Here is a 14212-nt window from a genome sequence, read left to right on the forward strand (position 1 = left end):
TCTTTGTTGGAAAATTGGTAAATAACAGACACATGAGATATTTTACCTGCTGCATATTTCTTATTCTATTTTCGTTTGCCTGGGTATCGTGCGACAAGTCTGCCGACCAGGAGCCAACCGTCAAAATTGAAGTGCCCGATAAAGCCTTGTTTATAGGCAACTCGTTACTGTTGGGTAATGGCACGTTCGGGATGAATGCTACCGACCTGGAGCACGACTATTATTACATCATACAGCAGCACTTCCTGCTGGTCAACCCGGCATATACCGGGGTGAAATTAGCCGGGGTGGGGCTCGAGGCTTGTGAAACCCGAAGCCAACAGCTCTCGTGGATTGAGGAAACTTTGCGCCCCGTGCTGAGCGACGACCTGGATTTGGTCGTGATCCAGATTGGCGATAACGTAAATACCCCGAGCAAGAAATCGGTCTTTGAGCAAGGAGCCAAAGAGCTGATTGCTACGATAAAGGAGGTGGCACCGCAGGCCCGCATCGTGTGGATGTATGGCTGGTATGTCTCGAATGAGGTGATCCAGGCCATAAAAAATGCCTGCAATCAATACGATGTCTCCTTTATTGCCATAAACGATATCCATACGACCGAGAATTGCAGCTCGATAGGTATGGTGGTGACTCGCACGACACCGACCACTCAATCGTTGAGCTATACCAGCTATACGCAACTCCCCGACAATCGCTTGCAAATCGACTTCAAGTTGGGAGGGAAAGCCTATACGTCCATTGTGCAGGTGACCGGTTATAGCGATGATGTCGAGACCAAGACCTTGACCTGGCAAGGATACGAGACGATAACGACCGACACGGGTATCGCTTCTCATCCCGGGAATAGCGGGTTTGAGAAGATTGCACAACGGTTTTTGGCCTGGTTCAATATCGAGTGACGATTCGGGTATGCCGATTTTTTCTCGTCTCGATGCGACTGTCTCGGTGGGAGAAGTAGGAGCTAAGGAATAAAAAAGAGAGTACGATTATGGCAGGAATATTGATAGGTATCGTGGTGGCTCTGTGTGTGGCTGCCGTTGTATTTTTTGTGGTGTATGACTCGCGTCGCAAGTCGTGGCAACAGGCCCAGGCCGCACGCGATGCTGTGCGCGAGAGCGAAGTGGCCGAGCTGAAGGTGCGCAATGGCGTGCTGGAGGCTCAGGTAAACAGTTGCACGTCGCGGTTGGCCGAGTTGCAGGCACAGCTCGATGTCGCCAATCGGGAGCGGGAGAGACTCAACCGCGAGAAGGGCGATTTGCAGGCCCGCAACCAGGTGCTTGCCGAGAATATGGAGGTGCAGAAGCAGGAGGTGCAGCGGGTGCGCCAGGAGATGAACAACGAGTTCAAGGTGCTGGCCAACGAGATTCTGCAAGAGAAATCGAAGAGCTTCTCGGAGCTGAACCGGGAGCGGTTGGCCGAGGTACTCAACCCGTTGAAGGAGCGACTCGAAGGTTTCAAGAAAACGGTCGAGGAGACTTACAGCAGCGAGGCCCGCGAACGATTCTCGCTGAAGGAGCAGATCAAGGAGTTGGTGGAGCGTAGCGAAACCATAGGGGTAGAGGCCAAGCAGCTGACTCAGGCGTTGCGGGGCGACTCGAAGATACAGGGCGACTGGGGCGAGATGATTCTGGAGAGTATTCTCGAGAAGTCGGGGCTGGAAAAGGACCGCGAGTATTTCATCCAGGAGACGTTGCGCGACGACGAGGGTCACACGATACAGAGTGCCGAGGGCCGCAAGATGCGTCCCGATGTGATTATCCGCTACCCGGGCGGTGACAACCGACAGATGGTCATCGACTCGAAGGTGTCGCTCACGGCCTATGTCAACTATGTCAATGCCGAGACTCCCGAGGAGGCGGCTGCGGCGTTGAAACAGCATCTGGCCTCGGTCAGGAAACATATCGACGAACTGGCCAACAAGAGCTATCAGGACTATGTGGGCAAGGGCGACCATGTGATGATGTTTGTCCCCAACGAGGCAGCCTACCTGGCCGCCATGCAGGCCGACCACTCGCTGTGGCAGTATGCCTATGACCGGCGGGTGTTGCTGTTGAGTCCGACGAACCTGATTGCTGCGTTGAAACTGGTGGCCGACTTGTGGCAGCGCGACAAACAGACGCGCCATGCCATCGATATAGCCGATGAGGCGGGTAAACTGTATGACAAGTTTGCCGGCTTTGTCGAGGATATGGAGAAGATAGGCAAGGCGTTGGGCACGGCCAATACCACCTATGGCGAGGCTATGAAGAAGTTGAAGAACGGCACGGGCAACCTGATAGGCCGAGTCGAGAAACTCAAGGGGATGGGCGTAAAGGCCAAGAAGAATTTGCCGGCAACGACCGGTGATGATGAGTCGGCAGATTGAACCCCGCAAGTGGTTGCCGGGCGCTTTTCACCCCCCCCGGCACAATCTTTTGGAATGGAATCTTGAGGCGTGGCCTTCGTAGCCGATGGCGGGGTTGCCGTTATCGACCGGCGGCTGCGCGTTTCTCTTTCAGATAGAGCTGATAACTGTTGATGCTGTTTTGCCAGATGATGTACGAGGCCGGCCCTATCGAGGTGATGGGCGATAGGTAGGTGAGGGCCATCCAGATGGCCAACACGGTATTTTTCTGGCCCAGTCCCTGGGCTCCCGATATCTTGTCGCCATATCTCCCGCCGATTTTACGACCCAGATAGAACTGCCCTACACAGGCCACGAGCGAGAGCAGTGCAATAGCAATTTCGAAAGGTACCGACTCCCATCCCTGCTCGATGATGAAGGTGACCGCCTTGCCTACCACAAGAAACAGCGATATGGCCCACATGTAGAACGATAGGGCTTGCCGGTTTTTCAATTCGTTGTGTATGCGGGGGAAGAAGCGTTGCAGCACCAGGGCGATGACCAGCGGCAGGATGAGCAGCGGCAATACCTTGCTGCAAATAATGAGGAAGGAGTCGAAAAACGAAATGTCGGCATGTACCCCCATGAACGAGAAGATGAGGGGTGAGAGTAATGCCACGGCCAGGTTGCTCACCAGACTGTAGGAGACCAGCGTGGAGACACTGCCGCCCAGCATGCCCGTGATGACGGGGGCTGCGGTAGCCGTGGGGCAGAAGAGGCAGATGAAGGTACCCTCGGCAATAATGGGGTCCCAAAAGTAGAGGGCTCCGAAAACGATAAGTCCCCCGACAATCTGTATGGCCAAAAGTCCCCAATGCAGGGGCTTGATATTCAGCTCCTTGATGGAAATCTTGCAGTAGGTGACCAGCAGCATGGCAAAGATGAGACACGGAGCCAACAGGGTGGCCCAGTAGATGGTGGCGCTGGGGAACAGACAACCGGCAATACTCCCGGCAATCATGGCCGTGGGCAGCATATAGGTCTTTGCTTTGGGTGACATGAGTAGTACCTCTTTTCTCGAATTTTTTGCAAAGTAATGCCAAACCTGCGATAAACGCAATGTTTTTGTTTGAAAAGAGTTTAAAGCCCAATGATAAAAAGGGACGATAAAAATAAGGATTCTCGAGAATATCGACTACATTTACTCAACATTGTCTCGATGTAATCTAAATATAGTATAGTTATGCGAAAAATCACGTTATTTGCTTTTTTATTATGTTCGGTGACACCTCTGTTGTCGGCCGAATACACCTATGTGCCTCTGGTGCGTGAGGGTGCCGAGTGGGGCTATTCCATGCAGCTTTTCGGGCAGAGCTATTATCGCAATCTCATCCAGGGCGATACCATAGTTCGTGGCGAGTCGTACAAGAAATTCTATACCTTTGAGCATTGCGAGGCGACCGAAGACGAGAATCTCGCTTTTGTGCGCGAGGCCGACAAGCGGGTCTATATCACTTTCAACCAGTCGCTCATGCCGGTTGAGAGTCTGTACAGCAGCGAATACCTCATTTATGACTTTGGGGCCCAGGTGGGTGAGACGGTAACCCACTTCGACTGGATGACTCAGACACAGGTGAACTCGACCATCAGCAAGATCGATACCATCGAGGTGGGCAACACGTTGCGCCAACGTTTCTGGACCGGCGATGCCGTGCTGTGGATCGAGGGGCTGGGCGTAGAAGAGGGTGACTGGTTGCGGCCGGGATGCTCGGCGGGCGAGGGAGGTCTCGATACGCAAGACAGGCTCGTCTATGCCAAGGCGCCTGATGGTACAATCGAATATGCAACGGCCGATGCCGTGAACGATCCCTGTTACAGTGGGGTGGACGAAATCGACAGCGACAGCTGGCGTATAGCCCGTCAGGGCGACAGGCTCGAGGTTGTCTGTGCCGAGGGCGAGTTTGACGTGGTTGAGCTGCTCGACCTCTCGGGCCGTGTGCTTTGGTGCGACTATCCGGGCGATGAGACTCGGGTGTGGATTCCGGTGGACAGTTATCCCTCGGGCATCTACATCGTGGCCCTTTCGTCGGGCGGCCGCCGGGTAGCTCGCCGGGTAGCGTTGTAGTGGGGAGATCCATAAGATACAAAACAGAAGGAGCCGCAGGGATACTGCGGCTCCTTCTGTTCTATTATTAACAAGGTGTGATTCTCGGTTTTATTCCACCTCTTTAGCCAGATAGATGAGGGTGGGGAAGTGGTCGCTATATCCGTTCAGATAGGCACCGGCGGCATGGGTGCGCAGGGGGTAGCCTTTGTATTTGCCCTCTTTCTGTTTGAGGAAGTCGCGGTTGAATACTTCGGAACGTACATACTTCAAGGTCGAGCGGTCTTTGCCCACCAGGTTGGCCGAGATGATAATTTGGTCGAAGAGGTTCCACGCGCCGTTGTAGGCCAGTGTGCCTATACCCCGGTCATACATCTCCCACATGGTATTGAAGTACCCACCGGGTTTCACCTCCTGTTGTTTTTTCTTGGCACCCAGCACCTCTTTGCAACTGTTGTTCTTGGGGTCGTCGTTGAGGTCGCCCATGATAATTACTTTCGAGTTGGGGTCGGCAGCCAGCAGCGAGTCGGCCAGGTGTTTGGTGAGGGCTGCGGCAGCTTCGCGTTTGGGGCTCGACTGTTTCTCACCACCCAGTCTCGAGGGCCAGTGGTTCACGATAAAGTGCACGCGCTCGCCGGCCAGTCGGCCCGAAACGACCAGTTGGTCGCGGGTGATGAGGTCGGGGAACTCTTTGGCATACAGGCGGGCACTGCTGCTCGACTCGACGGTAAACTGGTCTTTGTCGTAGATGAGACCCACGTCGATACCGCGGCGATCGGGCGAGTCGTAGTGCACGATGCCATAGTTGCGTTTGGCCAGCTCACCGGTGTGGATGAGGTCTTCGAGTACCTGTTGGTTTTCCACCTCCGATACACCAATGACGGCCGGGCCGTTTTTCAGTTTGAAGGGGCTGGTGTTGTCGGTGGCAAAGTTGCTGATGGCAAAAGCCAGGTTATGCAACTTGTTGCGGTATTTCAATCCGCCCCAGCGGTAAGAGCCCGAGGGGGTAAACTCCTCGTCGTTGATAGCCGGGTCGTTGATGGTGTCGAACAGGTTCTCGAGGTTGTAGAAGGCTACGGCGTATATGGCAAAATGTTTCTTCGGAGCCTGAGCCTGCGAAACGGTCGAGCCCAACAAAAATACGGCAAGTAGCAGCAGTCCTATTTTTTTCATAGCTTGTGTAGAATTTTTGTTTTTGTGATTTCAATTTGGATTAAATGGGCTGCAAGATAGTTTAATTTGCCAAATAAGCGAAATTTTTGGGAATAAATCTCTGCTACAAATGGAACAGGTATATGGGATGGACGGGTGTATATCTACTTTTACCGATTGGAAATGAGTGGCTTGCGCTGAATCTGAAGTCTCGCTCCATGCCGTGGGGAAATGAAGGCTCGTTCTCGAATAACTTCATGGGGTGGGAGGCTTGTCGTTGAGGTACAAAATGGCAGAGTGACAGTTTAAGCCATTGAATTTTAGCTTATTTAGCTCTTTTGCTTACAAAATGTCTGTGAAACGGTGTCGCTAAGCGGTTATAATTTAACACGATTGTAATAAATATTCCTTTCGCAGAAGTTTGTTTAATGAAAAATAATCTTTTAATTTGCAAATTCCTTTCCCTCCTATTTTTGAGTATGGGACGGGACGCGATTAGGATAGTGAATACACAGATAATACAGTATATAATTAAACCTTTTGATGTAATGAATCGTAAACTATGGTTATTAATGGCATTGCTTCTCTTTGTGCCGGCCTTAGTGCAGGCGGCGATAGTGAGAGGCACTGTTGTTGACTATGAAACAAACAGACCTATTGCGAATGTAAAAGTGACGATACGGAAGTCGTCGGCAGTTACCGATCTCGATGGTAAATATGAACTGAAAAATGTGCGCGAAGGCGCTGTGTCGGTTGTCTTTTCATCGGACGAGTACAAAGCCCAAAGCGTCGATTATGAGGTAACGAAGGGAGACAATACGTTGAATATGTCTTTGAACGAGAAACGAGCCGACGAGTCGCTCAATCAACAGGCTCTCGAAGACAATGTCTTTGAACTCGACGAGTCGTTCTTCGACGAAGAGGGCAGCGCTGCTTCCCAATCGGCTTCGTATCTGTCGGGTGCAGCCGACGATGTCTATCTGCAAGCTGCCAGCTACTCTTACAGCCCCATGCGCTTCAACGTGCGTGGTTATGAACAACGGGAGTCTTCGACCTATATCAACGGGGTTAATTTCAACGACTTGGAGCGCGGTCGTTTCAACTACTCGAGTCTGGGTGGTTTGAACAACGCCATGCGCAACAAAGATGCCGTGAACGGTCTCGAGATGCCGGGCTATGCCTACGGTTCGCTGGGCGGAACGACCAACATCAATACTCGTGCCACCAACTATGCCGCCGGTACCAATGTGAATGCCGCCTATACCAACCGGGCTTACAAACTGCGCGGTCAGGCCATCCACTCGACCGGTATCATGGACAACGGCTGGGCCTTTACGGGATCGGTTGTTTACCGTTGGGCCGACGAGGGTCGCACCGAGGGTACCTTCTACAATTCGTTTGGCTACTTCCTCGCTGCCGAAAAGGTGCTCGACAATCACCGTTTTGCCTTGACGACCTTTGGCGCTCCTACCAAACGGGCACAATCGGCCGCCGTTTCGCAAGAGGTGTATGACTACCGCGGTATCTATTACAACCCTTACTGGGGTTACCAGAACGGCGAGAAGCGCAACTCGCGCATCGTACACAGCTACGACCCCACCGCCATTTTCAACTGGGATTGGAAAATCGACGACCGCAGCAACCTGGCTGCCGGTTTGGGTTTCCATTACAGTCTGTACAGCAACTCGGCCATCTCGTTCTACAATGCGCCCGACCCTCGTCCCGACTACTACCGTAACCTGCCCAGCTGGCAATACTATCAATTGGGCGTCAATGGTCCCGACGATGTGTACAATGCCTACTACGGACAGGTGAACAAAGACCTGGCCAACCAACTGGCCGATATGTGGCGGGCCGGTGATCCCGATATTACCCAAATCAACTGGGATGCCATGTACAGTGCCAACTACACCAACAATGTGGTGAATCCCAACGGTAGCGCCAAATATATTCTGGAGCGCCGCCACAACGACTTGATGGAAATTCCCTTGAACTTCCTCTACACCAATCAGCTGAACAGCAAACTGAAATTGACGGCCGGTATCGAAGCCAAGTATGCCAAGGGTATGCACTATAAAACGGTTGACGACCTGCTGGGTGGTAACCAGTGGATCGATATCGATCAGTTTGCCGAGCGCGACTTTACCGACAATCTGGTGATTATCCAAAACGATGTGGACAATCCCAACCGGGCCGTGCGTAAAGGCGACGTGTTTGGCTACAATTATAATATGCATGTGATTAAGGCTTCGGCATTTGCCCAAAACGATTGGAAACTGCCGTTGTTCGACATCTACTATGCTGCCCGCTTGTCCTACTCTTCGTTCCAACGCGAAGGTCTGATGCGTAACGGTCGTGCCGAGGTAGTCGGTGCCCAGTCAAAAGGCTTCGGCAAGCAGTTATACTTTGTCGATCCCAGTATCAAGGCTGGTATTGTCTATAAGATAGATGGTCACAACCGCTTGTCGTTCAATGCTCTGGCTGAGACGCGTGCCCCGTTGGCCGGTTATTCCTATGTGGCTCCCCGTGTGAAGGATACGCAGATCAGAGGCCTGAAATCGGAGAAGGTCTTCTCGGGCGACCTCACCTATCAATTGAATACTTCGGTAGTAAAAGGTCGTGTAACGGCATTCTTCACCGAGTTCCGTGACGGAGTAGAGAGCTCGGGTTACTACCACGACGAGTTCCGTACCTATGTAAACCACACCCTCTCGGGCGTGAACAAACGCCACATGGGTGTCGAGGCCGGTGTGAGTGTGAAACTCAACAACAGCTTCACGGTATCGGCTGCCGGTACTTATGCCAGCTATAAATATACCAACAACTGCTGGGGTACGATGAGCGCCGAGAACGGCATGAACCTCTTTACCGAGCAGTTGCCTGTGATTGTCGATGGTCGCGCTCCCTCGACCGACTATACCGAGCGGGTATATACCGAGGGTTTGCACGTGAGCAACGGCCCGCAACTGGCTGCCAGCATCACCATCGACTACTTCCACCCCAAAATGTGGTTTGCCGATGTTACCCTGTCGTACTTCGACAACAACTACCTCGACTTTTCTCCCTCGCGTTTCACCCACATGAACATGTATGGTGGCCGGTATCCCAATGAGGTAGGTCTGGAGCAATATTACAACGGCTACCGCATCATCGGTATCGACAAGAACGGACAGACCTCGATGGTATGGGGCTTTGACGAGAATACCGGAAAACCGGTGCTGCTGCAAAACCTGTCGGGCGGCGACGGTTCGGACATTGTCAAACTCTACAACCAGAAAGAGATGATCGGTTCGCAAGAGAAACTCAAGGGCGGGTTCATGCTCGATGCTTCGGTGGGCAAACTCATCTACCTCAACAACCGTAAGCAACAGCTCAACATCAACCTGAGCCTGAACAATATCCTCAACAACACCAGCATGATAACCGGCGGTTACCAACAGGGTCGTGTAAGCCGCGACAACAAGAGCGTGACCAAGGATATTCAATCGGTCGATAAATTCCCCAACAAATACTATTATGCCTGGGGCTTCAATATGTTCCTCAACATAGGTTTCAAATTTTAATCAAACAACTCAAGAGATATGAAACAATTGAAATATATCGGAGCCGTACTGTTCGCCCTGGCGATGTTTACGGCATGTGAAAAAGAGTTCGATGCCATACCCGAAGAGATAGCCACCGTTCCCGAGGGTAGTGCCGAGGCTTGGGCTCAGACGGTGACCATTAAAGACCTTATCGAAAACTTTGATACGAAAGACGGCTTGTTTACGATCGACACGATCGACTCGCCCAACGATATCGTGGTGCGAGGCCGCATCATCACCGACGATCGTGCCGGCAACGTGTATAAATATTTTGTCATCCAAAGTCTCGAAGACGACCACACATGCCTGAAGGTATCGGTCGATGCCGGCAGTCTGTCGGGTATGCTTCCCATCGGTCAGGTGGTAGCCATCCGTTGCAACGGATTGGTATTGGGCCGCTATGCCGGTGCTCCCCAACTGGGTGTGCGCGGATATCGCAACGACAACAAGATACGTGAAGAGCCGGGTCGTATTCCCTACACGCTGGCCATGAAACATATCCAGAAGATAGGTAATCCCGATCCCTCGAAAATCGTAGTCGAGGAGATGACCTTGAAACAGATTACCGAGCTGGACAAATATGGTTACTTCAAGATTGTAAAAATCAAGAATGCCTACTTCACCGGCTATGATTCCGATGGCGAGAAGTTGAATGACGAGGTAGTACCTTTCCCCACCGACGGACAGGGGGTGACGGTTGCCTTGGCCAAATATGGACAAAACCCCACATTTGCTCCGGCTACCTACGACAGCAGCAAGAAGTATAATATCGGCTTCCCCCGCTCGCGTGAGATTGCCGACGATAGCGGCAACACCACGAGCGTAAGCATCTCGACCAGCGAATATGCCCGCTTTGCCGATCGTCGTCTCCCGGTATTTGGATCGGACAATCGGGGCGACATCACGGCTATCGTGGGATGGTTCCAGGACAACGAGGCCTATGCCGGATCGTGGCAATTGACCATTCGTTCGCTCGACAATCCCTTTGCCGATCTCGAAGGTTTTGAATTTCCCAAGTAATCACAAGATTAATACAACAACCTCAAATAAATTTAAGTATGAAAAAAATGAGAAAATTTGCATGGATTTTTATGGCAGCTATGACAGTTGCCGGATTTTCCGCTTGTTCGAACAGCGATGACGATGTACTCCCCGGCTTGGGTGGAGGTACTGGAGGACCTACTACGACTCCTTCTGTCGTAATTACCGATACGATTTATCAGTTCAACAACATCGAGGCTCAATACACCCCCATCAACGACCTCTGCCCGGGTTGGACGCACGAAATCGTTTCGCCTGTCGATGACGACCGCACTTGGCAAAGCAAGACCTTTACCAGCAGTTCGACGGGTATAACCGAAAAATACATTCAGGCTACGGCTCACGACAGCAGCGACAAGAATGCTGGCAAAACTTATGAGTTGTGGATGTTTTCGCCTGCCTTGAATGTGAAAGATGCTGCCAACAAAGTATTCTCGTTCTACAGCGAGGGCGCTTACTGGCAAAGCACTTCGTCGCTCGAGGTATATGTGCTCAACGAGCCCAAATCGAACGCTTCGAGCAAAGAAAAACTGAATCCGGTTTTGGCTACTTCGACTAACCCCGGTGGTAACTTCAAAGGCTGGGTAGCTTCGGGTGACATCAGCCTCGAAGGCAAGGGCGACATCGTTTACATCGGTTTCCGTTATGTAGCACAAGGCGGTAACAGCAACTCGACGACCTACTGCATCGACGACTTCGCCTTTGGTCGCGCTCAAGTAGAGCACTACATGGGTGAGAGCGGTGGCGATACTCCCGAGCCTACTCCCGACGTGGACTGGTCGAAAGCTATTACCGTAGCCGAGGCTCTGACTCAAGCCGACAACTCTACGTTTGCCGTAAAAGGCCACATCGTAGGTTGCATCAAAAACAACCCTTCGAAGACTTTCTACGAATCGTTTGAAGAGGCTCAAACGGCTGGCGATATCGAATGGGCCGGTGCTGCTGCCTTCACGGGTTACAGCCAGGTATTCATCGCCGACGATGCCAATGAAACCGACGGTACGAAGTGTCTCTTGGTGAAACTGAATGATACCGATGCTGCCAAGGCTTTGAGAAACGAGGCTAAACTGGAGGATAACCCCGATCGTATTGGTATGGCCATCTATGTTCAAGGTTTGAAGAAAGCCAACTTCGGTCTGCCCGGAATCCGTGAGATTTCCGCTTACAAAGTAGGTGAATAATCGTTGATTATATCGCATAGTAAAGAGAGTCACTCACACGAGTGGCTCTCTTTTTTTTGACGGTTCCTCTGTACCTTGATGCGTAGGGCAGAGAGTGGGGCACTTTGGGTTAGTATTCTCTTTTGCGGGTATCCCTGTCGGTATTGCGTGATGTCGCGTTGTGAGCTGTCGGTCTGCAACCGGGAAGAATGGAGCGATAAAAATTGCATGAAAACAGTGTATTAAATTAAAAATTGTCATATTTGCATGAAATAAGATAAAATTTGGTTGTCGGTAGCCTTGGGAATCCTTGTTTCGACCGAAGCTTTTTGGTATCTTTGAGGGAGAAAAGAGTATAAAGATATATCAATGAATAGAATTGTAGAGAAAGAGCATTTTTCTGAGAAAGTTGTAAAATTGGTAGTAGAGGCTCCTCTCATTGCCCGGGCTCGCAAAGCGGGTCACTTTGTAATTGTGCGGGTGGGTGAGAAGGGTGAGCGCATACCGCTCACAATAGCCTCGGCCGATACTCAGGCCGGGACCATCACGCTGGTGGTACAGGCTGTGGGCAAGTCGTCGGCCAAGTTGTGCGCCCTCAATCCAGGCGATTACATTACCGATGTAGTGGGCCCGTTGGGCAAAGCTACCCATATCGAGCGCTTCGGTACGGTAGTATGTTGTGGCGGTGGTGTGGGCTGTGCCCCGCTGTTGCCTATTGTCGAGGCGATGAAGGCGGCCGGTAACCGGGTGATTACGGTATTGGCGGCCCGTACGAAGGAGTTGATTATTCTGGAGAAGCAGATGCGCGAGCACTCCGACGAGGTGATTGTGATGACCGACGACGGTTCGTACGGCCAAAAAGGATTGGTAACCCAGGGGGTCGAGGAGGTAATCAAGCGCGAGAAGGTTGACCTGTGTGTAACCATAGGGCCAGCCGTGATGATGAAGTTTGTCTCGCTGTTGACCCAGAAGTACAATATCCCTACGGTAGCTTCGCTCAATACGATTATGGTCGATGGTACCGGCATGTGTGGCGCCTGCCGTATCACGGTGGGAGGCAAGACCCGGTTTGTATGTATCGACGGGCCCGAGTTTGATGCGCATCAGGTCGATTTTGATGAGATGCTTATGCGCTTGTCGTCGTATAAAGATGTGGAATAAAAAGGAGGAGTGTTGCTAAGCGTATGAATAAGGAAGAGTTACTGGCACAACGTGCCGAACAGTGGAGAGAAGAACTCCGTAAAAGTAAAAAAGCCAAGGAACGTACCGATATCCCGCGGGTGAAGATGACCGAACTCGACCCGGCTTACCGGGTGACCAATCGTGAAGAGGTGAATCGAGGCCTTACCCGCGAGCAGGCTGTGTTGGAGGCTACGCGCTGTCTCGATTGTGTAGAGCCCCTCTGCATGACGGGATGTCCGGTGGGTATCAACATTCCCAAGTTTATCAAGAATATAGAGCGTGGCGATTTCTTGTCGGCTGCCCGCACACTCAAGGAGACGAGTGCTCTGCCGGCTGTGTGTGGCCGTGTGTGCCCTCAGGAGCGCCAGTGCGAGTCGAAGTGTTTCTATCTGCAAAAGCTGAAGAAGGAACCGATTGCAATTGGTTACCTCGAACGTTTTGCAGCCGATTATGAGCAGGCTTCGGGCGAGGTGGCTCTTCCCGAGATGGAGCCCGACAACGGCATCAAGATTGCTGTGGTAGGTTCGGGACCGTGTGGCCTCTCGTTTGCCGGCGATATGGCAAAACGGGGTTATCGGGTTACGGTTTTTGAAGCTCTACACGAGATTGGTGGTGTGTTGAAATATGGTATTCCCGAATTCCGCCTTCCCAATCGCATCGTCGATGTCGAGATTGATAGCCTTCGTCGCATGGGGGTGGAGTTTATGACCGACTGTATTGTGGGTAAGACGCTCTCGTATGACGACCTGCACGAGATGGGTTTCAAAGGTATCATGGTAGCCAGTGGTGCTGGTTTGCCCCGCTTCATGAATATTCCTGGTGAGAATCTGAACGGTGTGATGTCGAGCAACGAATACCTCACGCGGGTGAACCTGATGGATGCGGCCAATCCCGAGAGTGATACCCCGGTATATAAAGGACATCGGGTAGCTGTGATTGGCGGCGGTAATACGGCAATGGACTCGGTGCGTACGGCCCGTCGGCTGGGTGCCGACAGGGCGATGATTGTCTATCGGCGTTCCGAGGAGGAGATGCCTGCCCGTAAAGAGGAGATACACCATGCCAAGCAAGAAGGGGTAGAATTCCTTACCTTGCACAATCCTGTCGAATATATAGGTGATGAGCGGGGTCGTGTGCGCCAAATGAGACTCCAGAAGATGACCTTGGGTGAGCCCGATGCTTCGGGACGCCGTTCGCCCGTGCCCATCCCCGGAGCAATTGAAACGGTCGATATTGACGAGGTGATTGTGAGTGTGGGAGTGTCGCCCAATCCGCTGGTCCCCAATGCTATTAACGGACTTGAGGTAACACCCAAGGGTACGATTGTGGTCAATGCCGATACATTGCAATCGTCTATCCCCGATATTTATGCCGGGGGCGATATTGTGCGCGGTGGCGCTACTGTAATCTTGGCCATGGGCGATGGTCGTCGGGCTGCCGCTGCCATGCATGAGGCTTTGCAGAAACGGCAGGGGGCATAAAAATGTCATGTTGATTGTAAACGAAGAGCCACTCTCAAAAATCGAGAGTGGCTCTTCGTTTATGTATTTAACGTGAGTTCGACGAATTGTAAGTGTTTGTAAATTTGGTGATTAGCGAAAATTGTTGTATCTTTATAGTACTGAATTACAAAGAATTACAAACAATAATCGCTATGATCACCGAA

The 14212-nt window shown here is 51.8% G+C and carries 10 protein-coding genes; 8 read left to right on the plus strand and 2 right to left on the minus strand.

Annotated features, from left to right (window positions below; translation table 11 throughout):
- Positions 1-32 precede the first annotated feature (32 nt).
- Both B5G10_RS11720 and rmuC read left to right on the plus strand, forming a co-directional pair.
- Entirely contained in the window at positions 33-899 is an 867-nt protein-coding gene (locus B5G10_RS11720) for an SGNH/GDSL hydrolase family protein (RefSeq protein WP_087424922.1), read from the plus strand.
- An 89-nt stretch (positions 900-988) separates the two neighbouring features.
- Entirely contained in the window at positions 989-2365 is a 1377-nt protein-coding gene (gene rmuC / locus B5G10_RS11725) for a DNA recombination protein RmuC (RefSeq protein ID WP_087424923.1), read from the plus strand.
- A gap of 100 nt (positions 2366-2465) precedes the next feature.
- Here rmuC and B5G10_RS11730 read toward each other — a convergent pair whose 3' ends face one another.
- Complete coding sequence (locus B5G10_RS11730; protein ID WP_087424924.1) at positions 2466-3383, minus strand: transporter; 918 nt, start codon at positions 3381-3383, stop codon at positions 2466-2468.
- Positions 3384-3605: 222 nt separating this feature from the next.
- Here B5G10_RS11730 and B5G10_RS11735 point away from each other — a divergent pair, with 222 nt between their 5' ends.
- Positions 3606-4448 carry a T9SS type A sorting domain-containing protein gene (locus B5G10_RS11735; RefSeq protein WP_087424925.1) on the plus strand — a complete coding sequence of 281 codons (843 nt, stop codon included), beginning with the start codon at positions 3606-3608 and terminating at the stop codon, positions 4446-4448.
- Between the two features lie 90 nt (positions 4449-4538).
- On the opposite strand, the gene B5G10_RS11740 is transcribed toward B5G10_RS11735, so the two are convergent.
- Complete coding sequence (locus B5G10_RS11740; RefSeq protein WP_087424926.1) at positions 4539-5600, minus strand: endonuclease; 1062 nt, start codon at positions 5598-5600, stop codon at positions 4539-4541.
- Positions 5601-6127: 527 nt separating this feature from the next.
- On the opposite strand from B5G10_RS11740, the gene B5G10_RS11745 reads away from it, so the two are divergent.
- From B5G10_RS11745 to gltA, 5 genes are all read left to right on the plus strand, one after another.
- Positions 6128-9142 (plus strand): carboxypeptidase regulatory-like domain-containing protein, encoded by a 3015-nt coding sequence (locus B5G10_RS11745; RefSeq protein WP_087424927.1) that lies wholly within the window; start codon positions 6128-6130, stop codon positions 9140-9142.
- An 18-nt stretch (positions 9143-9160) separates the two neighbouring features.
- Complete coding sequence (locus B5G10_RS11750) at positions 9161-10183, plus strand: DUF5689 domain-containing protein (RefSeq protein ID WP_087424928.1); 1023 nt, start codon at positions 9161-9163, stop codon at positions 10181-10183.
- A 47-nt stretch (positions 10184-10230) separates the two neighbouring features.
- Positions 10231-11385 carry a DUF6359 domain-containing protein gene (locus B5G10_RS11755; RefSeq protein ID WP_158098823.1) on the plus strand — a complete coding sequence of 385 codons (1155 nt, stop codon included), beginning with the start codon at positions 10231-10233 and terminating at the stop codon, positions 11383-11385.
- Between the two features lie 348 nt (positions 11386-11733).
- Positions 11734-12525: a sulfide/dihydroorotate dehydrogenase-like FAD/NAD-binding protein gene (locus B5G10_RS11760; RefSeq protein WP_087424930.1), complete on the plus strand. Its 792-nt coding sequence runs from the start codon at positions 11734-11736 to the stop codon at positions 12523-12525.
- 23 nt (positions 12526-12548) lie between these two features.
- Positions 12549-14027, plus strand: coding sequence for an NADPH-dependent glutamate synthase (gene gltA, locus B5G10_RS11765; protein ID WP_087424931.1), 1479 nt, complete (start codon positions 12549-12551; stop codon positions 14025-14027).
- Positions 14028-14212: the final 185 nt, after the last annotated feature.

It is taken from the genome of Barnesiella sp. An55 (assembly GCF_002161555.1).
GTDB classification, from domain to species: Bacteria; Bacteroidota; Bacteroidia; order Bacteroidales; family Barnesiellaceae; genus Barnesiella; species Barnesiella merdipullorum.